The organism is Ruegeria sp. YKSE079 (assembly GCF_059612845.1).
This window is the reverse complement of the sequence record NZ_JBXWRJ010000014.1, coordinates 26,133-51,145: the sequence shown is the minus strand read 5'-3', so window position 1 is coordinate 51,145 and position 25,013 is coordinate 26,133. Positions and strand designations below refer to the sequence as shown.

General features: G+C 62.0%; 32 protein-coding genes. 17 read left to right on the top strand and 15 right to left on the bottom strand.

Annotated elements, in window-relative coordinates; translation table 11 throughout:
* Positions 1–8 precede the first annotated feature (8 nt).
* Genes AC2FMY_RS14100 through AC2FMY_RS14065 form a run of 8 tightly spaced genes read right to left on the bottom strand, consistent with a single transcriptional unit; the run spans position 9 to position 6,051 of the window.
* Positions 9–818 carry a type IV secretion system protein gene (locus AC2FMY_RS14100; RefSeq protein WP_496807584.1) on the bottom strand — a complete coding sequence of 270 codons (810 nt, stop codon included), beginning with the start codon at positions 816–818 and terminating at the stop codon, positions 9–11.
* Entirely contained in the window at positions 815–1,972 is a 1,158-nt protein-coding gene (locus AC2FMY_RS14095) for a lytic transglycosylase domain-containing protein (RefSeq protein WP_496807583.1), read from the bottom strand. The genes AC2FMY_RS14100 and AC2FMY_RS14095 overlap by 4 nt, the downstream gene beginning before the upstream one ends.
* Entirely contained in the window at positions 1,962–2,129 is a 168-nt protein-coding gene (locus AC2FMY_RS14090) for a hypothetical protein (protein ID WP_496807582.1), read from the bottom strand. Before AC2FMY_RS14090 ends, AC2FMY_RS14095 begins: the two co-directional genes overlap by 11 nt.
* Positions 2,126–4,489: a VirB4 family type IV secretion/conjugal transfer ATPase gene (locus tag AC2FMY_RS14085; RefSeq protein WP_496807581.1), complete on the bottom strand. Its 2,364-nt coding sequence runs from the start codon at positions 4,487–4,489 to the stop codon at positions 2,126–2,128. The genes AC2FMY_RS14090 and AC2FMY_RS14085 overlap by 4 nt, the downstream gene beginning before the upstream one ends.
* Positions 4,479–4,757, bottom strand: a complete 279-nt coding sequence (locus AC2FMY_RS14080; RefSeq protein ID WP_008327373.1) for a VirB3 family type IV secretion system protein — start codon at positions 4,755–4,757, stop codon at positions 4,479–4,481. Before AC2FMY_RS14080 ends, AC2FMY_RS14085 begins: the two co-directional genes overlap by 11 nt.
* Complete coding sequence (locus AC2FMY_RS14075; RefSeq protein ID WP_496807580.1) at positions 4,750–5,043, bottom strand: TrbC/VirB2 family protein; 294 nt, start codon at positions 5,041–5,043, stop codon at positions 4,750–4,752. Before AC2FMY_RS14075 ends, AC2FMY_RS14080 begins: the two co-directional genes overlap by 8 nt.
* Complete coding sequence (locus AC2FMY_RS14070; protein WP_496807579.1) at positions 5,040–5,654, bottom strand: lytic transglycosylase domain-containing protein; 615 nt, start codon at positions 5,652–5,654, stop codon at positions 5,040–5,042. The genes AC2FMY_RS14075 and AC2FMY_RS14070 overlap by 4 nt, the downstream gene beginning before the upstream one ends.
* Positions 5,655–5,697: 43 nt before the next feature.
* Positions 5,698–6,051, bottom strand: a complete 354-nt coding sequence (locus tag AC2FMY_RS14065; protein ID WP_012187165.1) for a hypothetical protein — start codon at positions 6,049–6,051, stop codon at positions 5,698–5,700.
* A 203-nt stretch (positions 6,052–6,254) separates the two neighbouring features.
* Here AC2FMY_RS14065 and AC2FMY_RS14060 point away from each other — a divergent pair, with 203 nt between their 5' ends.
* The 3 genes from AC2FMY_RS14060 (at position 6,255) to AC2FMY_RS14050 (ending at position 7,293) form a co-directional block, all read left to right on the top strand.
* Entirely contained in the window at positions 6,255–6,515 is a 261-nt protein-coding gene (locus AC2FMY_RS14060) for a hypothetical protein (protein ID WP_035252604.1), read from the top strand.
* 124 nt (positions 6,516–6,639) lie between these two features.
* Positions 6,640–6,897 (top strand): helix-turn-helix domain-containing protein, encoded by a 258-nt coding sequence (locus AC2FMY_RS14055; RefSeq protein ID WP_093994222.1) that lies wholly within the window; start codon positions 6,640–6,642, stop codon positions 6,895–6,897.
* Positions 6,898–7,065: 168 nt separating this feature from the next.
* On the top strand, positions 7,066–7,293 hold the full coding sequence (locus tag AC2FMY_RS14050; RefSeq protein WP_496807578.1) for a hypothetical protein: 228 nt from the start codon (positions 7,066–7,068) through the stop codon (positions 7,291–7,293).
* 120 nt (positions 7,294–7,413) lie between these two features.
* Here AC2FMY_RS14050 and AC2FMY_RS14045 read toward each other — a convergent pair whose 3' ends face one another.
* The 3 genes from AC2FMY_RS14045 to AC2FMY_RS14035 all read right to left on the bottom strand — a co-directional run bounded on the left by AC2FMY_RS14045 (position 7,414) and on the right by AC2FMY_RS14035 (position 9,803).
* Positions 7,414–8,160 (bottom strand): hypothetical protein, encoded by a 747-nt coding sequence (locus AC2FMY_RS14045; RefSeq protein WP_496807577.1) that lies wholly within the window; start codon positions 8,158–8,160, stop codon positions 7,414–7,416.
* A 372-nt stretch (positions 8,161–8,532) separates the two neighbouring features.
* The gene (locus AC2FMY_RS14040) at positions 8,533–8,862 is read right to left on the bottom strand and encodes a chaperone modulator CbpM (protein WP_496807576.1); all 330 of its coding nucleotides are present in this window, start codon (positions 8,860–8,862) and stop codon (positions 8,533–8,535) included.
* Positions 8,859–9,803, bottom strand: coding sequence for a DnaJ C-terminal domain-containing protein (locus tag AC2FMY_RS14035; protein WP_496807575.1), 945 nt, complete (start codon positions 9,801–9,803; stop codon positions 8,859–8,861). The genes AC2FMY_RS14040 and AC2FMY_RS14035 overlap by 4 nt, the downstream gene beginning before the upstream one ends.
* Positions 9,804–9,978: 175 nt before the next feature.
* On the opposite strand from AC2FMY_RS14035, the gene AC2FMY_RS14030 reads away from it, so the two are divergent.
* Genes AC2FMY_RS14030 through AC2FMY_RS14020 form a run of 3 tightly spaced genes read left to right on the top strand, consistent with a single transcriptional unit; the run spans position 9,979 to position 13,048 of the window.
* On the top strand, positions 9,979–11,169 hold the full coding sequence (locus AC2FMY_RS14030) for an efflux RND transporter periplasmic adaptor subunit (RefSeq protein WP_496807574.1): 1,191 nt from the start codon (positions 9,979–9,981) through the stop codon (positions 11,167–11,169).
* Positions 11,169–12,374 carry an ABC transporter permease gene (locus tag AC2FMY_RS14025; RefSeq protein ID WP_496807573.1) on the top strand — a complete coding sequence of 402 codons (1,206 nt, stop codon included), beginning with the start codon at positions 11,169–11,171 and terminating at the stop codon, positions 12,372–12,374. The genes AC2FMY_RS14030 and AC2FMY_RS14025 overlap by 1 nt, the downstream gene beginning before the upstream one ends.
* Entirely contained in the window at positions 12,371–13,048 is a 678-nt protein-coding gene (locus AC2FMY_RS14020) for an ABC transporter ATP-binding protein (protein WP_496807572.1), read from the top strand. The genes AC2FMY_RS14025 and AC2FMY_RS14020 overlap by 4 nt, the downstream gene beginning before the upstream one ends.
* 17 nt (positions 13,049–13,065) lie before the next feature.
* On the opposite strand, the gene AC2FMY_RS14015 is transcribed toward AC2FMY_RS14020, so the two are convergent.
* The 4 genes from AC2FMY_RS14015 to AC2FMY_RS14000 form a co-directional block, all read right to left on the bottom strand.
* Positions 13,066–13,821: an SDR family NAD(P)-dependent oxidoreductase gene (locus AC2FMY_RS14015; RefSeq protein WP_496807571.1), complete on the bottom strand. Its 756-nt coding sequence runs from the start codon at positions 13,819–13,821 to the stop codon at positions 13,066–13,068.
* Positions 13,822–14,230: 409 nt separating this feature from the next.
* Entirely contained in the window at positions 14,231–14,542 is a 312-nt protein-coding gene (locus tag AC2FMY_RS14010) for an ElaB/YgaM/YqjD family protein (RefSeq protein ID WP_496807570.1), read from the bottom strand.
* Between the two features lie 81 nt (positions 14,543–14,623).
* A complete protein-coding gene (locus AC2FMY_RS14005; protein WP_456039443.1) occupies positions 14,624–15,055 on the bottom strand; it encodes a cupin domain-containing protein in 432 nt (143 codons plus the stop codon).
* Positions 15,056–15,300: 245 nt separating this feature from the next.
* Complete coding sequence (locus AC2FMY_RS14000; protein WP_496807569.1) at positions 15,301–17,121, bottom strand: PHA/PHB synthase family protein; 1,821 nt, start codon at positions 17,119–17,121, stop codon at positions 15,301–15,303.
* 268 nt (positions 17,122–17,389) lie between these two features.
* On the opposite strand from AC2FMY_RS14000, the gene atpD reads away from it, so the two are divergent.
* From atpD to AC2FMY_RS13945, 11 genes are all read left to right on the top strand, one after another.
* Positions 17,390–18,868 (top strand): F0F1 ATP synthase subunit beta, encoded by a 1,479-nt coding sequence (gene atpD, locus AC2FMY_RS13995; protein ID WP_496807568.1) that lies wholly within the window; start codon positions 17,390–17,392, stop codon positions 18,866–18,868.
* Positions 18,865–19,275, top strand: coding sequence for a F0F1 ATP synthase subunit epsilon (locus tag AC2FMY_RS13990; protein WP_496807567.1), 411 nt, complete (start codon positions 18,865–18,867; stop codon positions 19,273–19,275). Before atpD ends, AC2FMY_RS13990 begins: the two co-directional genes overlap by 4 nt.
* Positions 19,272–19,565, top strand: a complete 294-nt coding sequence (locus AC2FMY_RS13985) for an AtpZ/AtpI family protein (protein ID WP_496807566.1) — start codon at positions 19,272–19,274, stop codon at positions 19,563–19,565. The genes AC2FMY_RS13990 and AC2FMY_RS13985 overlap by 4 nt, the downstream gene beginning before the upstream one ends.
* Entirely contained in the window at positions 19,562–19,852 is a 291-nt protein-coding gene (locus AC2FMY_RS13980; protein ID WP_496807565.1) for an N-ATPase subunit AtpR, read from the top strand. Before AC2FMY_RS13985 ends, AC2FMY_RS13980 begins: the two co-directional genes overlap by 4 nt.
* Positions 19,849–20,562: a F0F1 ATP synthase subunit A gene (locus AC2FMY_RS13975; RefSeq protein ID WP_496807564.1), complete on the top strand. Its 714-nt coding sequence runs from the start codon at positions 19,849–19,851 to the stop codon at positions 20,560–20,562. The genes AC2FMY_RS13980 and AC2FMY_RS13975 overlap by 4 nt, the downstream gene beginning before the upstream one ends.
* Positions 20,562–20,807, top strand: coding sequence for a F0F1 ATP synthase subunit C (locus AC2FMY_RS13970; protein ID WP_213633090.1), 246 nt, complete (start codon positions 20,562–20,564; stop codon positions 20,805–20,807). The genes AC2FMY_RS13975 and AC2FMY_RS13970 overlap by 1 nt, the downstream gene beginning before the upstream one ends.
* Before the next feature lie 4 nt (positions 20,808–20,811).
* Positions 20,812–21,549 (top strand): F0F1 ATP synthase subunit delta, encoded by a 738-nt coding sequence (locus tag AC2FMY_RS13965; RefSeq protein WP_496807563.1) that lies wholly within the window; start codon positions 20,812–20,814, stop codon positions 21,547–21,549.
* Positions 21,539–23,062, top strand: coding sequence for a F0F1 ATP synthase subunit alpha (locus tag AC2FMY_RS13960; protein WP_496807562.1), 1,524 nt, complete (start codon positions 21,539–21,541; stop codon positions 23,060–23,062). The genes AC2FMY_RS13965 and AC2FMY_RS13960 overlap by 11 nt, the downstream gene beginning before the upstream one ends.
* Positions 23,059–23,913, top strand: coding sequence for a F0F1 ATP synthase subunit gamma (locus tag AC2FMY_RS13955; protein ID WP_496807561.1), 855 nt, complete (start codon positions 23,059–23,061; stop codon positions 23,911–23,913). The genes AC2FMY_RS13960 and AC2FMY_RS13955 overlap by 4 nt, the downstream gene beginning before the upstream one ends.
* Positions 23,914–23,977: 64 nt before the next feature.
* Positions 23,978–24,499 carry a hypothetical protein gene (locus AC2FMY_RS13950; protein WP_496807560.1) on the top strand — a complete coding sequence of 174 codons (522 nt, stop codon included), beginning with the start codon at positions 23,978–23,980 and terminating at the stop codon, positions 24,497–24,499.
* Between the two features lie 63 nt (positions 24,500–24,562).
* Complete coding sequence (locus AC2FMY_RS13945) at positions 24,563–24,925, top strand: hypothetical protein (RefSeq protein ID WP_496807559.1); 363 nt, start codon at positions 24,563–24,565, stop codon at positions 24,923–24,925.
* The last annotated feature ends 88 nt before the right edge of the window (positions 24,926–25,013 follow it).

Genomic DNA, 25,013 nt, shown 5'->3' with positions numbered 1-25,013 from the left:
CTCCACAATCAATCTGCGCGCAGATCCGGCAGCGTGAAGTCCATGAAGCGCTGCTCTTCGGCAATGGTGGCAGCATCGATCACGCCACCGGTGCCATCGCCCACGGTCTGCACCGCTTCGAGCTGCCACATAGCGACAAGCGCGATCGCGAGTTCCGCCGTGACGCGCGTGTTGAGATCGATGCTTTCCTTGAGTTCGTCCATGTCATCGATCAGCCCGACCAGCCGGTCGACACGTTCCAGCGACTGGCCGGCGTCCTCATAGCTGTTCTGGGCGGCGGCCGAGACGAGTGCGCCGGTTGTGGCTTGGGTTGCCACGCGATTGGCTCCGGGATTGCCGCTCGTGGCCATTTTCGAGAGGGTGTCCTCGTCAAAGCCGAGATCGGCCAGCACCCGGTCCATCTGTGTTTCAATCTCGCCCGCGCTGGAACCAGAGAGGCCAGAGAAGTCTCCGGTCTTGATGGCTTCGATCGTCGCAAGGATGTCGCCGAACTCCTGATCGAGCAAGCCGTTCAGCTCGTCCTCCATCTCGGTGCGGATGATTTCCGGCAGTTCGGCGAGGCGGGTGAGGGCTTCATAGGTGCGTTGCAGCTCCGCGAGTTGGTCCGTGAGAGTGGCAAGCTGTTCACGGAGCTGCGTCAGCTGCTCGTTTTGCAGGATCTCGTCTTCGATCATCTGCCGGAGCTGCTGGATGTTTTGCGCGATGTTCTGAGTGTCGACGACGGGCACACCTTGCGCCTGGGCAGGGGACAGGGTGCCGACATGCAAACCGATCCCAAGCGTCGTGGCCAAGGCCGTTCTCACGAGCAAATCTCTCATCGGTCTATCTCCCTGATCGTGAATTCCATGAACGCGCCCTCGGCCATGCGAGCGCTGGCCTGGGCCAACTCTTCGGCGGAGAGCACGCGGGTCCGCGCCGCCTGTAGCCGGATGCGCGCGGCGACGAGACGCACGAGTTCAGCGCGGGCATAGGTGTTGAGCGCGATGCTTTCTTGAACATCTTCCGTCTCGGAAATCTGCTCGACGATATCCGCAATGCGCAGGGCGGCCTGTCGGATCGCGGCGGGGGAGTTGTTACCATAAAAGGCGGCCCCATGCCCGGTGATCGAGAGGTTGGCATTGGCCAGTAACGCCGGATCAATCGTGCCGAGCGCTTCGATCCCGCCGATACGGCTCAGGTACAGATTATAGCGTTCGGGGATGACCTGAACGTAATGCAGTGTCTCGGCGAAAGGCGGCACGCCCCCATATTCGAACACGCGGCCTGGTCCGGCGTTATAGGCGGCGAGTGCATTGATGATATTGCCGTCGAAGGTGTTGAGCTGGGCCGCGAGATAGCGCGCGCCGCCATGCACCTGTAGGTAGGGGCTGTCATAGTATTCCGGATTGATACCGAGATCGCTGGCGGTGCCAGGCATGATCTGGGTGAGACCGAAGGCGCCGACGGGTGAACGGGCACCGATAGTGAAGCGGCTTTCCTGCCAGATAAGAGCCTGCAGCAGAGCCCGCCATTGAACCGGGGAGAGACCAGCGCGGCCAACACCGGCAAACCCGCTGGTCTCCTGAGCGACGCGGATGATGAGCTGCTCGATATTTTCTGCCGCATCCCCGAACATCTGCGCGCCGCCGGGATTGGGATCGATTTCGGCATTGCCATAGACGGCCTCGACGGAACGGTTCGGGTCGCCGCTGCCACTTTCCAGCCGGGAGACCATGGCCGGCAGGCCCTGACCGCCAAAGCTGGTCTGGGCATCGAGGATGCGCTGCAGTGTTTCCAGCTGCTCCCGTTCGATCTCGGCGATGAGTTCGCGCACGGCAAGCTTGTCCGCCTGAACGGCCAAGTCGGCCTCGCGATCGCCGGTCTCGACGATATCGCGCGCGGTCAGCCCACTGTCATTGGTCGGCACGCCTTGGGGCGAGGCGAGACCGGGCAGCAGGCAAAGGGCCAAGATATGGGGCAGGCTAGACTTCAATGTCGTCCTCCGGTGCGCCGAGGGGCGTGAAAGTGCAATCCGGCGCGACGGGGGCCGTTGAGGCGAGGAAGGTGAAGCAATTGGCCTGCGGTTCCTGATACTGGGCGCAGGAGGCCAAAGCGCCGAGGGCGGCAAGCAATAACAAGATACGGATCATGAAAGCCTCCAGAAGTCCGGGCGGTTGCGGTAATCGGCGCCGACAAGCGCCTCGCCTTTTTCCATGCCGCCGAGGATGGTGAGATTGGGCCCGAGGGCGCTCAGATCGGCATCGACGACGATCGAGCCCTGGTCGTCGCGGATGAGCGCAAGGCGGCTGTCGCTGCCGGTGTTGAGAAGCACATCGAGTTCCTTCTCATAGAGGTTCAGCATCGCGTAATCGGCGGCATGGGCGCGGATGTTCGGAAGCAGGATTTGTGTGGGCACCGCTTCGACGATGGTCTTGCCGGTTCGGGTGCGCTCGAGCTGGCTGGCGTATTGCGTCATCATCACCGCAACGGTGTTCTGCTTGCGCGCGGTCACGAGCCAGTTCGACAGCCGCTCGGCGAAATACGCGTTATCGAGCGCCTTCCAGGCCTCGTCGATGACGATGATGGTGGGGCGGCGATCCTCGATCTCGCGCTCAACCCGGCGGAAGAGATAGGAGAGGACCGCCATGCGTTCCTTCTCGGCCTCGCTGTCGAGAATGCCGGTCAGATCGAAGCCAACCACATCGCCCTTCAGCGAGAAGGTGTCTTCCAGCGTCTGTCCGAAAATCCAGCCGTAGCGGCCCTCTTCGGTCCACTCGAGCAGGCGCTGGTGCAGATCGCCGCCATCATCGGTGGACACAAAGAGCGATGCGAAATCCCGCCAGTTGCGCAGGGCCGGGTTCGTGGCTTGTGCGTTCTGGCGGACGACTTCCTGGATGCGGTTGGTCTGCGCCGGCGTCAGCGGCTTGTCGGAACGATAGAGTAGGGTGGCGAGCCAGTCCGACAGCCATGCTGTGCCGCGACTATCGGTTTCGGTCCAGAGTGGGTTAAGGCCCGTGGGCTGCCCTGCTTTCAAAGATGCATAGCGCCCGCCATTTGCGCGGACCGCCATCTCCATACCGAGACGGTAATCGAAGACGAAGATCCGCGCCCCTGCTCGACGGGCCTGTGTCATGAGGAATGCCGACAGCACCGATTTGCCAGACCCGGGCCGTCCCATGATGAGCGTATGCCCGCTGGTCGGTTCTTTTTCGGGGCTACCCTGTTCGTGATAGGAAAACCGGTAGGCGCTTTGTTCGGGTGTGGGCAGATAGGTGATGACCTTGCCCCAGGGTGTTTTCCCTGCCGGCTTGCCGAGTTGGGTCCGATGGAACGCCGCGAAATCCGCGAAGTTGCGATTGGTGACGGCGCTTGCGCGCACCCGTTTTGGCTGGTTTCCGGGATGCTGGCTGAGGTAATGCGCCTTGGCAGCGACGCGCTCACCGATCATCTTAACACCTTCGGCGGCGGCGGCGTTTACGATCTCGGCGCTAAGAGTCTGCAATTCGTCCAACGTATCGCAGAAAATCGTCACGACCATGTGGTGCTCGCCGAAGCTCTGCCGCTTGGCCTCCAGATCATCGGCAGCGATATCGAGGGCTTCCATGAGCGAGAGGGCCGCGTCCTGGCTGGCCTGCATCTGGCGCTTCTGGCGCTTGATCCGGCCCGCCATGAGGTTCGAATTGATCGGCGTGAAGGAATGCGTGACGATCATGTCGACCGGCAGGTTCAGCATGTCGAACATGGTGCAGGAGGTGCCTTCCGAGTATTCCCCGATGGTGAAACTCTTGCCGTAGCGGTGTCCCACGACGCCTTCGGAGAGTTCGAAGTGATCGCCTTGAAACGTCACTCGCGTGTTGGCGACGTTGAAGGACAGGAAGCCATAGGTGTTCGCCGGATAGAGCGGCAGTTCCTGGCCAGTGTTGAGGGCCCCTAGGAAGCCAATCAACTCGCCGGACTTGGCCGAAAGCACACGTGGGTTAAGCTCCGTCAGGCCAGACAGGAACACGTTCACGGCCTCGCCCAATCGGCGAAGGCGCTTCTCGGTCGCTTCCTTGAGGCGATCCGGCGCGCTGCGGTTCAGGAATGGCAGGACGCTTTTTGGAGGCGGGCGATGGATGATCGTAAGGGTGAGCGTCTTGTCGCGCAGCCCGCTGGTCTCTAGCTTCTTGCGCCAGAGCCGGTCGACTTCTCCCGCGAAACTGTCCTCGCGCAGCGGCTCGAGGTCCGGCGTGATCGCCTTCGAGACCTTATGGACGTAATAGCTGAACTCCGGCCCCAATTGCGCAATGATCCGGGCAAAGAGCGCGGTCACCTTGTCGAGATAGGCGTCATCGGTCGTATAGCTATTGACCCCGTCGAGCCGGATGCACTGGAAAAGCTCGTTGACCCGGGTCCGCACGGTCTGGTGATCGACGAGGCTCACATAGGGCAGCATGTGCGCGAGGCGGGTCTCGCGCGCATACCACTCCGGCGTCATCGTGCGGAGATCAAGCGCGGCTTCACGGGGCATAGCTGTCCCCGCCGTGGATGGAGCGGTTCCGCGTGGGCGGCGTCTCTTGCAGCGCCGTCATCATCACGTCGATGAAACGCGGATCCCAGTCCGCGGCCTTCCAGAGAACCGGGTAGAGCAGGGCGGCTACGCCCAGCACCGCAATGTGCTGGACCCAGACGAACAAGAGCACCGAGCCGAAAAGCCAGACCATCGCGTACATGATGGGCAGGCCCAGAAGCTTCGGCGGGCGCACGAGGCCCAGAAAGAGAGGCGAGCGCTCAGCCACCGGCGAAAACCGCGGCGACGATGGTGGGAGCGGCCGCAACACCAGCGATCCCGACGAGGACCCAGAGCGCCTGACGCAGATCGATGATATTGAAGAACCAGCTCAAGAAAACGCCCAGCACGGCAAGCGTGGCGATCACCACACCAAGCGGGCCGGTTAACGCATCGACGATGCCCTGCAACAGGCTCTGAATCGGTGAGAGATCGATGCTTTGTGCGAGGGCCGGTTCGGCAAGGAGCAGGAAGATCGCCAGTGAGGCGACGAATAGGTGTGAGATCTGTCTCATGAATTTGATCCTTCCAATCGGGCGACGACGGCCATGACACGGGCCACGTGGTTCTGGGTTTCTCGGTAGGGGGGAATGCCGCCATACTGGCGGACCGAATCCGGGCCGGCGTTGTAGGCAGCGAGGGCAAGACGCGGATCGCCGAACGTCTCCAGCATCATCGCGAGGTATCGGGCGGAGCCGTCGAGGTTTTGTTGAGGGTCACGCGGGTCAACGCGGAGATCGCGCGCGGTCGCGGGCATCAATTGACCAAGGCCAATTGCGCCTGCACTCGAGATCGCATCCTGCCGGTAGGCGCTCTCGACCTCGATATTGGCGCGGTAGAGGGTCAGCCAACCACGAACCGAGAGATCCGCGCGGCGCAGCCCGGGATGCCCGGCGTAGCGTAGCGCAGTGGTCTCGATGGCCGAGAGAACATCGGCGCGGGGCAGGGGCGCAGGCCGCGAGAGGGCTGCTATCTGGATTTCGTCTGGTCCAAGGTCAGTCTCACCGAGGATCGCCAGCTCATCAGCAGCGGACCTCTGACCAATGCCGTCATTGTAGTTGCGGGCAAAGCTGTCCTGGGAGCGGGACGGGGTCAGAGAGCCATCGCTCTCCATGACCAGTACCATCTGCGCAGTGGCGGGACCCGCGAGATACCAGATAAGGAGGAGGCTACTTGCTGCCGCCCTTGTCGGTTGCAGCCAGCTTGTGTGTCGTCCGCTGGCCTTCTTCGAGCGGCACATCGGCATGGGAGAAGCCGATCCCGATGAGGAAGGAAACCACGCCGGTGATGGTTTTGAATTCGCGGATCTTGATGTCGTTGTAAGTCGTCCGGGTGCGCGCAGTAACAAGCAGCTTTTCCACGCCCTCGTCAGAGACGACACGCATGATCCAGACCCCATAATAGCTGGGGCCCTTCTTGTGTGCCGACTCCTGGCAGAGGATTTCAGCGCTATAGCCGCTTTCCACGAGTTCGCGGAAACGTGCTTCCGTAACCACATTTGGTGCTTCGATGTCCCAGTTCATGGCCCGGCTCATGCTTTCTTCAAACGCGCAACGCCTGGGCATTCCCACTTGAAGCCCAGTGTTACGATAGTATATTATTAACCGCAAGATATAATGCGGCAGATACGGCTGTATCTCGGTTACTCAAACTCTAGGCACGGCCATTGGCGTCTATCAAGGAAAATAGGGGTTTCAGAAACCTGCGGTTGAGCCGATGGGTGACGATGCAGGCTGTGGCCTTGCTGATGCTCGTTCCGGTCGCAAGCCAAGCCGGATCCTGTCTTGCCCCGGTCCGGCCTTTTGTCCCAAGCGATTCGCAAGCGGCCCGGGATTATGCGGACATCATCCGACGCGACTTTGAGGTCTACATCGCGGACATTCAGGACTACTTTCGCTGCCTCGAGCAGGAGCGTGCGCGTGCTTTTGAGGAAGCCCGCGAAGTCAGTCAGGACTACGGTCGGTTTCTCGAACTGGTGGGGGATTGATGGGCTTCTGGGCATGCACCAGACTTGCAACCCTTGGAAACCAGACGCCGATAACAACCTCAAATATCTACTTTTTAGATAACAGATTTCATCCGCTAGCGACGTCACAAAAGGTATGTGACGCGTGTCGAAAACAATCTGGAGTACCGGGCATCTGGCCCTTTGTCAGTCTTTGGTCGAGGCCCGAAAACACGCGGGTCTGGGGCAGAAAGACTTGGCGGACAGGCTCGACTGTCATCAGTCTCTCGTCGCGCGCATTGAAAGTGGCCAGCGACGGATCGACGTTGTCGAGTTCATCGTATTGTCCCGAGCGCTTGGCTTCGACCTATCGGAGGTTCTGGCGATCGTCGAAGCCGCCACGGAGCCCGACCACAAGATTTGAAAGCAATTCAATTTTGGGGCGTTCCGCTTTGGATGTCCCCGCGTGAGATCAGCTACCTCAATGAAGAGCAGTTAGCCAACATCCACCACGTGCGGCCTACGGCGCGAGTGAGCGCCTTATGACACCATGCCGCAAATTCAGCGCCAGAGTGCAGGAAGTCAGTAAACAGTGAACGATGATAAAGGTGAGGGCGTCGCGATCGCCAATCTGATCGGGACCGATGGGTGCAGCGTGGTTGGTTGGGTGTATCGCTGGAGTACAGGCGGGCATGCGGTGATGTGGGACGTCCACGGGCCACAGCCGGTGTCGGAAATCCGGCCGGATCTTACTGCGGAACAAAAGCAGGAAATTGACTTCGACGGATTGACGCGGATCGGGATAGACGAGGGCGGCTGAGGAGGGTGTTCTCGCGGCGTTTGCCGAAGTGCCAATCTGCTCTTCGACGACCAGGCGCGCGAGGTGTCATTTCACATGACGGCGAAACAGGTCTCACGGACCCAGCCAATTGCCGTTGGCTTAGTAGTTTACCTGTTCAAAGCCGTAGTTGCCCTCGTAGTCACGCCAATCGACGAAGACGGATCGATGATAAATACCAGGACAATTCTGGCCCCATCGTTCAAGTCCCACATGGGCTTCGGGCAGGGCGGTAATGGAAGATCTCTGCCAAGCGAAATCGCCTTGGGTTCCGTATGTGCCGAGGACCACGGTGGCGCTACGATTGCAGTCGCCGTCACGTCCGGATTCGTGCTGTCGCGCATACCGGACATCAAAGACGCGGATGGACCGCACGAAGTTGAATTCAGGTCCGCTGATATCTATGTCCGCGCGATCTTGAACGAGCCGGAGGGCCTGATCGGCGGGAACAAGGTAGTCTGGGGCTTCCGGGGTGCGCCAAGCAGCCGCAATTGGGTCAGCGGCGCCGCGCGCTGGAAAGGATTGTCGCGGTCCAGTGCTGTTGTTCTGGAAGAACGCTTCAAAGATGCGGTCTACACTGTTTGCTGCTGGAGCTGTCTCAAAGGACGCGCCCATAGGACAGCGCCAGATTTGAAGCGGGGGTTCCACCGGCCACGGCGTAATGCGTCGGATGAATTCGGCGCGCGCTCGTGCGCAAGGGACGGAAGCAGGCCAGCCGCCAGACAGGCACAGGAGGATCGCGCAATCGATCGGGTATGTCTGCGCGCGGGCGGGCATCGGCAACGAAGAAATAGTCACAGTCAAAGCGACTGCGACTGAGGGGAGGAGCTTCTTGAGTAGATGACGCATGCTGAGGACCCTCTGTGACAGGCTTCAACATACATACGAAAATGTACTATCGCAACATTAAGTATATTTGCGCATAATGAAGTTTATGTTAAGTAATTTGTGGTGCCAGTATCCGCACAAGGTTTGCTGAGCCAGATCTGCTAACCAGAAGAAGCATAGAGCAAATCCATCCGATCTTCCATCGGCGCCAGAAGCGACTGAGTCTCAGAAAGACCTTAGCAAAGACGTTGCGACGATTATGCGACAAGAAAAACCATTCTTCTTTGATGGGGCAGGCGCTGCGTGACCCGCATGCCAACGTCGGCGCCGGGAACAGGCGTAGCGTTTTGTTGGACGTAGGAACACCGCTTCTCGGTCCCGCTGGAATTCCGCTCAAGGCCTTTTCATTTCCGCCATGATCCGGGCCTGCAGTTCGGCCGGCAGGGCGGCTATCACGCGTGCCATGGTCGCGAGATCCTGCCGCGCGGTGTGCAATTGGTCGATGAGCGAGATCACGATGCCCAGGCCGGTCTCATCCAGATCGAGATCTTGGGATAGATCGCACAAAAGCTCCAGCCGCGCGAGATCGATGCGGCGAAAGACATACGCGCCCGCTTCGCGCTCTGGCCTGACGAAATCACATTCGATGAAGGTGACAAGCTGGCTGCGGGTCAGCCGCGTCACGCTGGCAACGACGTCGTCTTCGGAATAGCGGTCTGTCATGTCCCTGCCCCTTTCTTCAGATCGGCGCGCGGGTCGTAGGCATGGGTCTTGCGCCATTCCGCAAGGAACTCGCGCAGTCCAACGTCCACGTCAGGCGGCGCGACGATCTTCAGCTCGACCCGCTGGTCGCCCTTTGTCTGGCGCCCTGCCCGTGCGACCCCGCGCGCCCGCAGACGCAGAACCTGGCCCGAGCTTGTCCCCGGGGGAATGGTGAGACCTACGGGGCCGTCGATGGTCGGTGCCGTGACCTTGCCGCCGAGAACAGCCTCGTCGATGGTGATCGGGAGCGTCAGGAGAATGTCGTCGCCGTCACGACGGAACACCGGGTGGGGCCGCACCAGAACGGTGACGAGCGCATCCCCTGCCGGACCACCACCGAAGCCGGGCGCGCCTTTTCCGCGCAACCGGAGCGTCTGGCCGTCCTCGGTGCCCCTTGGGATCTTGACGGCGAGGCTCTGGCCATCCGGCAGTGTGATACGGGTCTCGGCACCTCGTGCTGCATCCAGAAACGGCACCTCAAGCGTATAGCGCACATCCGGGCCATGGGCTGAAAACCCACGGTCAGAAAAGTCGCCACCGGACGACCGCGAACGATTGCGCAGGATCTCCGCGAAGATGTCAGCCGGATCGGCATTCTGCCCGTACCCGCGCGTTTGCTGGTAGGCGTTATCCGACGCGTCTGCAAAATCACGATAGTACTGCCGCTGTGGGCGCTCTGCGCCGCGCCCGTCGATCTCTCCCGCATCATATCGGGCGCGGGTCTCGGGATCTTTCAGGATCTCATAGGCAGCAGAGATTGCCTTGAACCGCGCCTCGGCCCCGGCATCGTCGGGATGCAAGTCAGGATGGCTTGTCCGCACCAGTTTCCGATACGCCTTCTTGATGTCGTCGGCCAATGCGGCCTTGGTCAGGCCAAGCACCTCATATGGATCGTCGGGCATCGGGGCCTCCCATTGGACAACCGGCTCAAGGCCGGGCGACGCGCGCGCAGGTGGCCTCTTCCCTTTCTAAATGCCATGGCGATGCCGGTGGCGTCCCTGATCCATGTCAGGGCGCGGTCGCGCTGGCCGGATATCTTGTCCCGGCCGCTGTCTGATCGGAGCCATCACTCCGCCCATGCGGAATGACGTTCGGAAAGGATCCAGCTTGGCCTCGGCAAACACCATGGAGACACGGGATAACCCCCGCGCCGCAACGGAAAACGAGGCTGCATCCGCGCCGCGCGTGCCAGCCCTGCGCCCGGTCGCGCCCGCGCCTGTCAAAAGGCGTCGCCGATGGCTTTGGGGGGTTGCGGGCCTGCTGGCCCTTGCGGTTGGCGGCCTGGTCTGGTCGCAGGTCTGGATGGCACGGCCGACCGTTGTCACGGTCGAGATCGCGACCCTCGCCCCGGTCACGCGTGTGCTTGCCGTCAACGGCCGGATCGCGGCGGTTCGGTCCGTCGATGTCAGATCGGTGGTTTCCGGCACCCTCGCGCAGCTTCCGGTGGCAGAGGGTGACATGGTCGAGGCAGAACAGATCCTCGCGCAGCTCGATGCGGGCGCGCAGACCGCCGCCGTCCGGCAGGCCATGGCCGCGCTCGACGCTGCGCTCGTGACGCAGCAACAAGTGTCGGCGGCCTATGATCGCGCTGTCGTGCTGGGCGACAACGTCGCTCGGACCGTGCTTGAGGCAGATGCCTTCGCCCTGCGATCCGCGGCACAGGAGGTGGCGCGCCTGACCGCGCTGCTCGACCAGGCGCAGATCGTGCTTGGCACCTACACGATCCGGGCGCCCGTTGCGGGTACCGTCCTTGAGCTTGACGCCGAGGCGGGGCAGATCGTGGGCCCGTCGGCACGTTTGCTGACCCTGGCCGATCTCACGGAACTGGTCGTCGAAGCGGATGTGGACGAGGCCTATGCGACGCAGATCGAGGTCGATCTGCCCGCCATCGTGCAACTGGCCGGGGAATCCACCACGCGCGAGGGTCACGTCAGCTTCGTGTCGAACCGCGTGGACGAGGCCACCGGGGGCCTTGCCATTAAGATCGCCTTCGACAGCCCGGTTTCGGCCCCCATCGGCCTTACCGTGGCGACGAATATCATCGTCGAGCAGCGCGAGGCCGCGATGACCGTGCCGCGCACCGCCCTGCTGAACGGCGACGGGGTTTTCGTGGTGTCGGACGACGTGGCGGAGTTGCGGCCCGTGACGGTGGTGGACTGGCCAGCCGCGCGCCTGATCGTGACCGGGGGCCTTGAGGCGGGCGAGGCGGTGATCGTGGACGCCACAGGCATCGCGGATGGGCAGACGGTCGCGGTGGATCAACCCTGATGCTCTATGTCCTGAAGATCGCGACCCGGTACCTGACGGCGAGCAAGGCCCAGACGGCCCTGTTGGTCACAGGCGTGGCGGTGGGCGTGTTCATCTTCATCTTCATGTCGGCCCTGATCGGGGGGCTGGCCGAATTCATCTTGTCGCGCACCGTCGGCGACATCAGCCATATCACCATCGAGGCCGAGACCGACGACCCGTCCGTGCTGATCTCGCCCGAGGGCCATGTGCTGGTCGTGGCCGAACGGGGGCGCACGCGTACCGCGACGCTGTCCGAGGCCGCGACCTGGCTGCCCCTGATCGAAGGGGTTCCGGGGGTCAGGGCCGTCTCGCCGCAGATCAGCGGCGCGGGGTTCGTCACGCGCGGGGCGCAGGTCGCACAGGTCAGCGTGACCGGGGTGGAGTCGGGTCGCGAATCCGCCATCCTCGATCTGGCGGGCTACATGGTCGAGGGGGATGTGCGGCTTGGGTCGGGCCTGATCGTGCTGGGTCGCGATCTGGCCGATGATCTGGCGCTGTCGATCGGCCAGACGCTGCGGCTTGAAAGCTCGAACGGTGTCACGGCGGCGCTGACGCTCAGCGGTATCTTCAAGACCGGCAATGGCGGCATGGACAGCGCGCGGGCCTTCGTCAGCCTGGCGACCGCCCGGACGCTCTATGCCATGCCGCAAGGCATCACGCGGATCGAGATCAAGCTGGACGATCTGAACGCGGCCGATGCCACGGCCCTGCGGATCCGCGCCCTGACGGGCCTTGACGCGGTGCCCTGGACGGACGGGGCGGAGCAACTGATGGAGGCGCTGAACGCACAGGCGCAGACCGGGTATTTCCTCAAAACCTTCGCGCTCATCACCATCGTGATCGGCGTCGCCTCGGCGCTCTTGCTGTCGACCTACCGCCGCCGCCCCGAGATCGGGATCATGCGCGCGATGGGAGCCGGGCGCGGGTTCGTCATCTTCGTCTTCGTCACGCAGGGCGCGCTGATCGGGCTGATGGGAGGTATCATGGGCGCGGCGCTGGGATACCTTGCCCTTCTGCCGTTTCCGTCGCGCGACGCGTTTGAGCCGGGAACCCTGCCGATGGACATCACGCAAGGATCCTATGGCCTGGCCATCACGCTGACCGTGATCGGCGCGATCCTCGCCTCGATCCTGCCCGCACGTTCGGCCGCCCGCGTGGATCCCGTCACGGCGATAGGCCAATGAGCGCGCTTCTGGAGGTAACCGACCTGTTCAAGACCTACGGGACGGGAGAGGCCGCGACACGGGTCCTGCGCGGCCTTTCCTTGCGCCTGGACACCGGCGAGATGGCGGCACTGCTGGGGCCGTCGGGGTCGGGCAAGAGCACGCTCTTGACGATACTGGGCACCTTGATGAAGCCGACATCGGGCAGCTATGTCATGCTGGGCGAGGACATGATTTCCGCCGATGACTGGGCCCTGACTGAGTTTCGCAATGCCCACATCGGCTTCGTTTTCCAGTTCCACAACCTTTTGCCGGATTTCACCGCGCTCGAAAACGTGGTCTTCCCCACGGCCGTACGTGAAGGGCGCGAGACGCCTGCCGCCCGTGCGCGTGGCCGCGATCTCTTGTCCCGCATGGGGCTCGCCGACCGCATCGAATTCCCCTCGGCCAACCTTTCGGGCGGGCAAAAGCAACGAGTCGCTGTTGCCCGTGCCTTGATGAACAGCCCGGAACTGGTGCTGGCGGACGAGCCGACCGGGAACCTCGACCGAGACTCGGCAAACCAGGTGATGGACCTGATCGGACAAATCAACCGCGAGGAAGGCACGACCTTCCTTATCTCGACCCATGACGAAAAGATTGCCGGTTTCTGTCGGCGACAGATCGTCGTGGGCGATGGGGTTGTTACCGGTTAGGCCCACGCAGCGGGTGCTTACTGCGCGGTATAGCCCCCGTCGACGAGGTGGTAGCTTCCAGTGATGAAACTGGCCTGATCCGAGAGCAGGAAACAGGTCATCGCCGACACCTCCGCAGCCTCACCGAGCCGCCCGATTGGGTGCAGGGCGGCGATGCCGTCCAGCGCCGCTGCGTCGAGGTTCTTTTCCAGAAGCGGCGTCGCGATGAAGCCCGGACCAACCGCGTTTACCCGAACCCCGGCCTTCGCGCATTCGATGGCCGCGACCTTTGTCAGGCCAACGACCCCATGTTTCGCGGCGACATAGGCACCGGCCGTCGCAAAACCGACCGACCCGAGGATAGACGCCATATTGACGATCGCGCCGCCGCCCGCCTTGACCATTTCGGGAAGGCCAAAGCGCATGCCATGAAACACACCGGTCAGGTTGACGTCGATGACCTGCTGCCATCCATCCAGAGGATATTCCCCAACCGGGTGCGCAGGGCCACCAATACCAGCATTGTTGACAAGCAGGTGCAGTCCACCCGTCTGCGCTACAGCAAAAGCCACAGGAGCCTCCACATCAGCGGCAGCACTTGTGTCGGTCTTGTGGATGAAAGCGGTGCCACCGGATGCCTCGATCTTTTTGACCACGGCGGCCATCCCCGCCTCGTCCATATCCACCAAGATAACCCTAGCCCCAGAGCCTGCCAGATCCTGCGCAATTGCGGCACCAATTCCCGACGCCGCACCAGTCACGATGGCTGTCTCGTCGTTGAAATCAAAGGTCATTATGAGTCTCCTGCAAATGGATAATTCTGGGAGAGGCTGCACAGATTGAATCGTGGCGCGCCAACTTGGGTGAACCGGGCCAATTTCAGTCCCGCCTGCCCTCGCCCAGGGATCGCGCCAGAACAAATGCTGCCGTGAACGCAATCTGAGAGGCTAATCCGGTTTCGCCGGTTGCAGGTGCCGCCGGTTGGGAGACCGGTGGGTCGGTCAGAGCCCTTTTCGCAAATCGACTTCTGGCGAAGACCAGAAGGACCGCAGCCAAAATTGTTAATCCGAGGCCGATCAAGAGGGACGCCGGACCTTGCCCTACCGCGATACTGAGCGTGAGATACGCCCAGGCCGTCAGGAACGCCACTCCTGCGGCTGCGGTCAGTCCCCCGGCCAGAGCAAGCAAGATCGGCAATACCCATCAGCGCCGCGACAGGGCGCCAACCAAAAAACCCGCACCCGCGGCGAGGCCAATTGTCATGAAAGGGTGGGCCGCAACGGACTCCTCCAGTTGCGCCTCTGCAGAGCGGCCCTTGCTTGCTGCATAATGCTTCGCTTCGTCAAAGCCTTCCGCGATGTCCGCGGCCATGCGGCTGCCGCGCCGTCCCGCGATCCCGCTGACAGTCTCGCTGAGTCGCGACAAATCCTCTCGCAGGGCGGCCAATTGACGGCTGACCGCCTCGATATCAGTTGCGGCGGTAGCTTGAGGGTTCGTCTTGCTATCAAGTGACATTTTGATTTCCTTTGTTTGTTGGGGAGTGGGGTATTGTGCCGCCTGACCTTCTGTCCGAGAGCGGCCTGAATGCATCGCGCATCATGTTTGGGCCGATACCCGGACCACCTCTGCCGTCTGCTCGGTGGCTTCTCCCGAGAAAGCCTCGTCGGATGCATCCGCCTCGGCCTTGGTCTTTTGAACCAGTTGGTCCTCGTGATGCGGTGGACCGTAAAGGGTATAAAGCTTGAGCGCCTCATGGCCCGTGCAGATCACGTTGTGATGGGCACCTGCGGGCACAACCACACCATCGCCGGGGCCAACCTTGTGCGGCGTGCCGTCGATCACGACACGTCCCTTGCCGTCTTCGATGCGAAAGAACTGGTCCGTGTCAGCGTGTATCTCGCCACCGATTTCAGTCCCCGGCTCGAGTGACATCAGAACCAGTTGCAGCTTTGTTCCTGAATAAAGAACACGCCGAAAGTCGGTGTTTTCTTCCGTCAGTTCCTCGATATTCGCAACATATCCGATCATGACGCCTCTCCGTTCATTTCATCGTCTGGCTGGACGACACGAACGTGTGTGCCGCAGATAAATCTTCACCGCACTGATCGGCGTTAGCTGCGTGCTACGTTTATCTTCACTGCGGTGCGGTTGGCCATTATCCGCCTTAGGTCGAAAGTCCCCACCACGGGGTTCATGAATCGCGCCGCTTCGTTTCATGGCCCGATGACGCGTCCACTCACTGCGGCCTACCACCGTCAAAAGTGGGCGTGGTATCAGGTTTGGTGAACGTAGGCGCCAGGTGCCGACACGAGTGGGACCAAGCCCTTATCTGGCACACCGACGGAGGGTGCCGGCGTGACACCGCTGCTATTCTCTTCCAGCCAGGTCGTCCACGCGGGCCACCAAGAGCCTGGTTGCGGCGTATTTTGCGCAACCCAAGCTTCGGGACCCACGTAAAGAGACCCGGCAGTACGACGCGAGATCCGATGGTGACCGCGCGCCAGCTTTGGCTCGTTTATGATCCCGCTGTTGTGGCCGCCGCTCGTCAAAACAAAAGTCATATCGCTGTCGGTAAACAGTTGGGTTTTGTAGACGGACTTCCACGGCGCGATGTGGTCGGTTTCTGTGCCCACGGCGAATATCGGAGCCGAGATGTCCTTGAGCGCGATCACTCGTCCGTTGACGGCAAACCGGCCTGCCGTCAGCCGGTTTTCAAGGAACAGGCCGCGCAGATACTCTGAATGCATTCGGGCTGGCATCCGGGTCGTGTCCGAAACCCAGACTCCCATGTCGGTCGGCAGGTCCTCTTTCCCAAGGTAATAGCGCCGCACGGCACGGGAATAGATAAGGTCTTCCGACCTGATAGCAGAAAAGGCGCGCGCCATTTGGGGCCGGTCAAGATAGCCTTTCTCCCACATCATGTCCTCGAGGAATGCGATCTGGCTTTCATCCAGAAACAACAGCAACTCGCCCGCCTCGGCAAAGTCGACCTGTGCTGCCATGAGCGAGATCGACGCAAGCCGTTCGTCGTTTTCACGCGCCATCGTGGCCGCCGCGATCGCGAGGATTGTGCCACCCAAGCAATAGCCGACCGCATGAACCTTGCGCTCCGGCACGATGGCATTCACCGCATCGAGAGCCGCGATCACGCCGCGTTCGCGGTAGTCCTCCAGCGACAGGTCTGCTTGATCAGCGGTCGGGTTGCACCACGAAATCATGAAGACGGTAAATCCCTGATCCACAAGGTGTTTGACCATTGAATTATGCGGCGAGAGATCAAGAATATAGTACTTCATGATCCAGGCCGGAACGATCAGGATCGGCTCGGCCTGCACTTTATCGGTCTGTGGCGCATACTGGATCAACTCGAAAAGATCATTGCGGAACACCACCTCGCCGGGTGTACAGGCCAGATCCTTACCGATCTGAAAGCCCTCTGGTGCGGGTTCATGGACCTGAGCAACGGTGTTTACAAAATCATGCATGAAGTTGCGCGCACCCTCCACCAAATTCTTGCCGCTGCTCTTGCGCGTTTCCTCGATGATCTCGGGATTAAGGGCGGGGAAATTGGACGGAGACAACAGGTCCAACACCTGGCGCGCCATGAAGCGGGTCCTGTCTGCATCCTCAGGACGCAATCCGCGCAGATGGTCGGTTGCATAATCCCACCAGTCCTGCACCGCGAGAAACCCCTGCTGCATGTTTCTGAACGGCGGCTTTTCCCATCCGGGATGCCGGAAACGATGATCGTAGGCCTTTGGCACAAAGGCCGGTTCCGCGTCGCTGTTTGGCAAAAGCGACTGCCCTAACAGCCTTGTCATGTTTTCCTGCGCGCGCTCGGCCAGTTCAAGCTGGCGACCCGGAGCCTTGGCCAGATGCTGTGCCCAATCGCTCCAGGCTTCGATGAACGCATGCGGCGACACGCCGGCCGACATATAGGCGACCGCTGCCCGTGACGCGCGATCAAGGTTTTCATGCGAATGCGCCTCTTTTGACTCGGCTTTCTGCTGTGACGCAGCGGCGATCTTGGCGGGAAGTTGGACCTGCTGTGCGTCTGGCGTAGGTGCTTGGGGCTGCGGCGTGCGCTTGGTCATCTTTGCGGTCCTATGCTTATGCGTTTTGTGTCTGACCGCCTCTTCTGGATTGATCTGTTCGTGCTGACCAAAGCCGGAGCGGCGCATACGCCCTGTGTGGCAAACGACCGTGGTGGACGCATTGATGCAGGTTAGCGCCCACCGACGCTGAAAATTCTATGCTGCTTTCAAGTGTTCCCCGCAGGCTGTTGTTTTCTGACTGGCTGCCCGCGACAGGCAAACTAAGAGGCCCCGTTTGACACCCAAAAGCTCAGATCAGACACCGAACATGGACACTACCCGGGTCGGGAACGGCGCACAGGTGGATGATTGCGGCTTGCCTCTCGACGGTGTTGTGCATGCCGTCAGAGGGGCGGTTGTAGATGTTGTCTTTGCCGGGGCCGAGCTGCCACCGATCAATTCTGCCCTGGTCGTGAAATGGGACCGCCCGACCGTCCTTACTCTCGAAGTCCACAGCCACCTCGATCAAAAGACAATACGCGCGGTGGCGTTCCAATCCACCGCGGGCCTTGCCCGTGGCGTTTTGGTTCATTCCAGCGGCGGGTCGGTTACCGTGCCCGTGGGCGAAGCCGTTCTTGGAAGGCTTCTGGATGTCGTGGGCAACGTGCAGGACGACGGGCCTGCCCTTCCTGACGATACACCGCGACGGTCGATCCACGCCCTGCCACCGCTTCTGAAATCCCAGACTGGCGCCACCGATGTGTTCGAGACGGGGATCAAGGTGATCGACCTGCTGACGCCGATGGCTCAGGGCGGCAAGGCCGCGATGTTCGGCGGCGCAGGCGTGGGCAAGACCGTTTTGGTGATGGAACTGATCAGCGCCATGGTCGAGAAATACGAAGGTATCTCGGTCTTCGCGGGCGTCGGTGAGAGATCACGCGAAGGGCATGAGCTACTGACTGAAATGCAGGACTCGGGCGTGCTGGAGCGCACCGTGCTGGTCTACGGCCAAATGAACGAGCCACCCGGAGCGCGCTGGCGGGCTCCGCTGACAGCCTTGACGATTTCGGAATACTTCCGCGACCAGAAGCACAAGAACGTCCTTCTTCTAATGGATAACGTATTCCGCTTTGTTCAGGCCGGGGCCGAGGTATCGAGCCTTTTGGGCCGCCTTCCCTCGCGCGTGGGCTACCAGCCGACGCTTGCGACCGAAGTGGCGGGCCTGCAAGAGCGTATTGCCTCTGTGGCAGGCTCTGCCGTGACCGCCATTCAGGCGGTCTATGTGCCTGCCGACGATTTCACGGACCCCGCTGTGACCACGATTTCCGGGCACATGGATTGCGTCATCATGTTGTCCCGCGCCCAGGCGTCCGAGGGGTTTTATCCGGCGATTGATCCGCTGGGCTCGTCATCGATGCTGCTCGATCCGCTGGTTGTCGGTGACGAGCATTACCAGACCGCCGAGGCGGTCCGGCAGGCGCTCGCAAGGTTCCGCGAGTTAACTGACATCATTTCACTTCTGGGGGGCGAGGAACTGGGCACCGCCGACCGCTTGATCGTCAAACGCGCACGCCGGTTGCAACGGTTCCTGACCCAGCCCTTCATGGTGACCGAGGCCTTTACCGGCACACCGGGCGCCAGCGTGCCCCTCTCCGAGACCTTGTCGGGGTGCCGCGCCATTCTGGACGGCGAAGCCGACGCGTGGTCCGAAAGCTCGCTCTACATGGTCGGAACGCTGGAGGACGCAAGACAGAAAGAGGCCGCCGCAAATGCCTCGGAAGCCACCGACGCCGAGGCCGCTGCATGAGATTGCGGATCGTGACCCCCCTGTCCGTCGTTGTGGACGAGGATGCCGAAAGCTTGCGGGCTCAGGACGCTAGCGGCAGCTTCGGCATTCGGCCAGGCCACGCCCCATTCCTGACCGCGCTCTCGGTTTCCATCCTCAGTTGGAAGACCGTCGGTCTCGAGCGGTTCTGCGCATTGCGCGGCGGGGTGCTGACTGTGACTGGCGGTAGCAGTGTCGCGATCGCAACCCGCGAGGCCGTAGCGGGCGACGATCTGGCCACGCTGGACGCGGAGGTTCTGACCCGGTTTCAGACCGACGCCGACGAAGAACGGGTCGAACATGTCGAGACGATGCGCCTGCAGATGGACGCCATCCGCCAGATGGTCAGCAGGTTGCGCCAGGGCGCGGATACGGGACGGTTCCGATGACCGAAGACCCATCAAAGCCCCCCGAAACTGATCCTCTGATCGAGGAAATCCGCAAGCATCGCAGCCGTCACGAGAAATGGCTGCGAGAAGGTGACATGTCCGTCGGTCGACGTTTGGCGCAGATCGGCGTGCTGGGCTGGATCTTCGTGGTGCCGACTCTGGCGGGCCTGTTCTTCGGACGCTGGCTCGATACGCAATTTGAGACGGGCATCTTCTGGAGCGCCCCGATGATGCTGCTCGGGCTTTGCATAGGCGGCTGGACCGCTTGGAAATGGATGAACGCACGATGACCGATCCCTCCACTCTCCCGCTAATCGTCCTTCTTCCGGTTTGCTTTCTGGGTGGGTTCTTCATCGGATGGGGCTATTTCCGCGCACTGCGCGAGACTGCCAACCTGATCGTGGGTGGTGGCCAACCGCTCGGGGCGGTCGTCCTGACCCTCGCGCGCATCTCGCTTCTGGCCACCGGGTTCTTCATCGCCGTGCTGGCAGGCGGCCTTGCCCTTTTGGCGACCCTTGCGGGCGTTCTTTGCGCTCGGTGGATCATGCTGCGCAACCTGCGGGGAACCCAACCATGAACTCTCCGCTCGACTCCACCGTCCTGTTCCAGATTGGACCGGTTCCGATCACGCAAGCCATCGTCACGACATGGGCGATCATGGCGATACTGGTGTTCGGGGCTTTTGCCCTGACCCGCCGCTTAGACCTCAGACCAACCCGGCGGCAGGCCGCGCTGGAACTGATGGTCGCCACGCTCGACACCCAGATTAACGAGACAACGGGCGCGGCGCCCGCACCCTACCGAGGGTTTATCGGCACGCTCTTTGTGTTCATCCTCGTGGCGAATTGGTCCTCGCTTGTCCCGGGGGTCGACCCTCCGACCGCACAGCTTGAAACCGACGCAGCCCTCGCCGTTCTGGTGTTCCTGTCCGTGATCTGGTTCGGCATACGCGCGGGCGGCGTTGGCGGCTGGCTGAAAACTTTCGCCGCGCCCAATCCGGTGATGATCCCGCTGAACATCCTGCAAAGCCTGACGCGGGTCTTTTCCATGTTCGTCCGACTGTTCGGCAACGTGATGAGCGGCGTGTTCGTCATTGGCATCGTCGCCTCGCTGGCGGGCCTGCTGGTACCGATCCCATTGATGGCGCTCGATCTGCTGACCGGGCTGGTGCAGGCCTACATCTTTGCGGTGCTGGCGATGGTGTTCATCACCTCCGCAGTCGAGGACGGCGCGCGCACCCCACCGAATACCGACCTTGCCCCTTCCACAACGAAAAAGGATTCATGATGGACTATGCTCCGCTTGCCAGTATCTTCTGCGCCGCCTTTGCGGTGGCCTTCGGCGCTATCGGCCCCGCACTTGCCGAGGGGCGCGCCGTTGCCGCCGCGATGGATGCCATTGCCCGTCAGCCCGATGCCGCAAACACGATTTCGCGCACGCTGTTCGTTGGGCTTGCGATGATCGAGACGACGGCAATCTATTGTCTGGTGATTGCGCTCCTGCTGCTCTTCGCCAACCCGCTACTGGCATGAGCGCATGACCCTCGATTGGTGGGGACTGGGTCTTCAGGCCATCAACGTCCTGATCCTCGTCTGGCTGCTCAGCCGCGTTTTCTGGCGGCCGATAGCCGGGGCGATCACCCGGCGCCAGGAAGCGGCGCAAGCCATGTTGGATGAAGGCAAGACAGCACAAGCGAAAGCCGACGCTGCGCTGGCCGAGGTGGTTGAGACCCGCGCAGGAATCGCGGCGGAACGCGATGCCATACTTGTCGAGGCCAAGGCGGCGGCGGACAAAGTCGCGAAAGCCACGCTGAAGGATGCGCAAACCAATGCAGACTCCCTGATCGCTGCCGCGCGCGCCGCCATTGACCGCGACCGAAACACCGCGCGGAAAGAGAACGCAACGAGGGCCGCCGAATTGTCGGTCGAGATTGCTGCCCGGCTTCTGGGACGGTTCAACACAACCGAGGTTCAGGCGACGTTCCTTGCGCAACTTGTCGAGGCGATCGCGGAAATGTCCGATTCCGACCGAACGGCGCTTTTAGCCTCGGCAGGCGATATCGAGATCATCACCGCGACAGCCCCGGAGGGTGCGGAAAGGGCCAAGATCGAACAAGCGGTAAAGGATGCGTTGGACGGCACGCCCAGCGTTCGTCTTGTCACCGATCCCGATCTGATCGCCGGACTGGAACTCCGCAGCGGGCATTTCGTGCTTCACAACAGCTGGCGGGCCGATCTGGAGAATATCCTGAAGGAGGTCGAGGATGCCGGTTGATACACCGGATTGGTTCGCATCGGCGCAAGGCGCAGTGCGTCGCGCGGCACTGGGTCCGCGACCCGAACACAGAGGCCGTGTCGAAGAGATCGGGGACGGTGTGGCGATGATCTCGGGATTGCGCGACGTTCGGCTTGACGAAGTCCTGCGGTTCGAGGGCGGCCAGTTCGGGTTCGCCCGGGTTCTGGACCCCGATCTGATTGGCTGCGTGTTCGTTGATGCCGCGACCAAGGTCGAGGCGGGCGATGCCGTTTTCGGCACCGGCGAAGTGGTAAGCGTGCCTGTCGGAGAGGCGCTGCTCGGGCGCATCGTCGACCCGCTCGGCCGCCCGCTGGACGGAAAGGGGGCAATTGAGGCCGAAGAGCGGTGGCCGATCGAGCGCCCAGCGCCGTCGATCATCGAACGAGATCTCGTGACCCAGCCGGTGCAAACCGGGATACTCGTGATGGACACACTGTTCGCGCTTGGCCGGGGCCAGCGCGAGTTGATCGTCGGCGACCATTCCACCGGAAAGACGACACTGGCCACCGACACGATGATCGCCCAAGCGCACAGCGACATGATCTGCGTCTATGTCGCGGTGGGGCAAAAGACATCCAGCGTGCGGCGCGCCATCGACGCGCTGCAGGCGCATGGGAATTTCGCGCGCTGCATCGTGATTGTCGCGGGCTCCGCCTCGGCGCCGGGGCTGCAATGGATAGCACCCTATGCGGGCGTCACGATGGCGGAGTATTTCCGCGACCAGGGCGGTCATGCCCTCGTGGTGATCGACGATCTGTCCAAACACGCCGCCACCCACCGCGAGATCGCCCTTCTGACCCGGCAATCTCCGGGGCGCGAGGCCTATCCGGGGGACGTGTTCTACATCCATGCCCGCCTGCTGGAACGGGCGGCTAAACTGTCTCAGGCGCGTGGCGGCGGGTCTTTGACCGCCTTGCCGATCGCCGAAACTGATGCCGGGAACCTGTCGGCCTATATCCCGACCAACCTGATCTCGATCACCGACGGGCAGATCGTGCTGGATTCGAGCCTGTTTCATCAGGGGCAGAAACCGGCGGTGGATGTGGGGCTGAGCGTCAGCCGTGTCGGCGGCAAGACCCAAGCGCCCGTGCTGCGCAAGGCGGCCGGCACGCTGCGGCTCGACTATGCGCAGTTTCTGGAGCTCGAGGTCTTCACCCGGTTCGGAGGCATGCCCGAAGGTCGCGTGCGCGACCAACTCAGACGCGGGAAAAGGATCCGCGCAATCCTGCGTCAGCCGCAGAACGCACCGCTTCGCCTGGCAGATGAGGTGGCGCTCCTGCTCGCTGTGCAGTCGGGACTGCTTGACCCCCTGTCACTCGATGCTGTTGCCACCTTTCGGGATGAACTGCCGGATATCCTTGACCGGGACGCCGCCGATGTCTTGCGCGTCCTTTCCGAGACCGGGGAACTGAATGAGACGGCGCGGGCCGCCTTGATGGCCGCGATGACCCGCCTTGCGACGCAGCTTGAAGATACGGAACCAGCGACATGACCGAACGACTGGCCGATGTCAGCGCCCGGATCGACGGCATTCGCCAGTTGGGAGCCGTGGTAAACGCGATGAAGGGCATCGCCGCCGCGCGCGCCAGCACCGCCCGCGCCGAGATCAAGGCCGTCGACAGCTATGCCGCAACAATTGCCGCCGCCATATCCAACACGCTTGGACCCGCAGGTCCTATGTCACCGGCCGAGACCTCTCGCGGCCGAACCGACGGTCGCATCGGTCTTTTGGTGTTCTGCGCCGAACAGGGCTTCGCCGGTGCCTTCAGCGAACGCGTTCTTGACAGCATCCAAGACGACCTGCCGGCCACCAGCCTGTTTCTGATCGGCACCCGTGGTCTGTCGATCGCTGCCGCGCGCGGTCTCCATCCGGTCTGGTCCGCGCCGATGTCCTCGCGCACGCCTGGCATCCCGAGACTGGCCGATCAGATTGCCAAGGCGATCTACCGCGCCCTGGGCGAGGGTCGTTTTGAGCGTATGGATATGATCCATGCCGGATGGGCGTCCGGGCGACCTCAAGTCCTCCGGCAGGTTCTGTTGCCGGTCGATCTGTCGGCCCTGCCGCCGCCTGGAACGACACGTCCGCTGACCCAGCTACCCACCGACGCCCTGATCAATAGTCTCAGCGGTGACTATCTCCATGCCCTGGTGTGCAAGGCGGCGCTTCATGCTTTTGCCGCAGAGAACGAGGCAAGAATGGAGGCCATGTCCGCCGCGGGCAGCCAGATTACGCGCGAGTTGGGCGAATTCGAGGCGACGCTGCGCCAGGTACGACAGGAAGCGATCACAGCCGAAATCATCGAACTGGGGACCGGCACGGCGTCGGCACGCGACGCAAGGTGAGCGCTACGGGGCTATCGTAGCCTTCTATTGATCTGCGTCAACACAAGGTGGCGCGGTTTGGGTCATGTTGGTCGTGACCAAAGGTGTGGCACCCGCCCGTTTTGGTTCGACCGGCACCATGACATCGGCCAGTTCGGCTCATGCAAACGGCGCCAGCAAGGATCCCGCAATGGCATACGCCCCGACGCAACTTGGACAAGACCCGCAATTTGAACCGTTTCTGTACGCGCCCTTGGGTGAAGATCGACGCGGAAGCAGCGTCACCGTTCTATCGATGCTCGCCCGGCTCGGCGTTGATCCCTGGAGCGAAGCCTCGGAGCTTTCCAGGTTGCCCGCAGCGGCAGCACGGCAAAGGTTGGAGGCGCTGATGACACGTTTCCATGATGTACCGACCCCTGTTCCGGATCGGAGCAGGATTGTCTCGGGACTTCTTGCCCTGCTGCCGAGGCGGGCGACGACCGCAATTTCACCCCAGGACGGCACTTCGGCCAAGCTTGCACTGCCACCGCAGGGATCCCCATTCTACTGGATCATTGCTGCAGCCCTGTTCGTTGGCTGGGTCGCCATGCTTGCACAAGGCCAGTGAGATGAACCCCTGCGCGAAACAGCCATCACCCAGCACAACCGCCAATCTTGAAAGGAGCCTTGAATGACTGCAGATGACACCCTCTGGGATCTGGAAGAACGCTTCTGGACACAAGGCGCTGACAGTGCGCGTCACGCGACGGCAAAGGGCGCTGTCTTCGTCTTGCCGTACCCTGCAGGCATTCTTCAGGGCGACGCGCTCTGGAGAGAAAAGGACGTCGCCCAACGGTGGCGTTCGGTCGTGATGAGCGAGCGTTACCTGTCACGGCAAAACAACATTGCCGTGTTGGCCTATCGCGTCTCCGCCGAACGGAGCGACGAGCCGATCTATGAGGCGCTCTGCACCTCGACCTACCTGAACGACGATGGCAAGTGGCTGCGCCTTGCGCACCAGCAGACGCCGGTTGAGGGTGCAAGTGACGGGTGAACTTGGGGGAGGGATTGTCCGCTTCGAGCCCTTTGCCGTCATCCGATTTCGGACACACAGAGGGCCGCGCCCGACCGCGGGTGGGCGT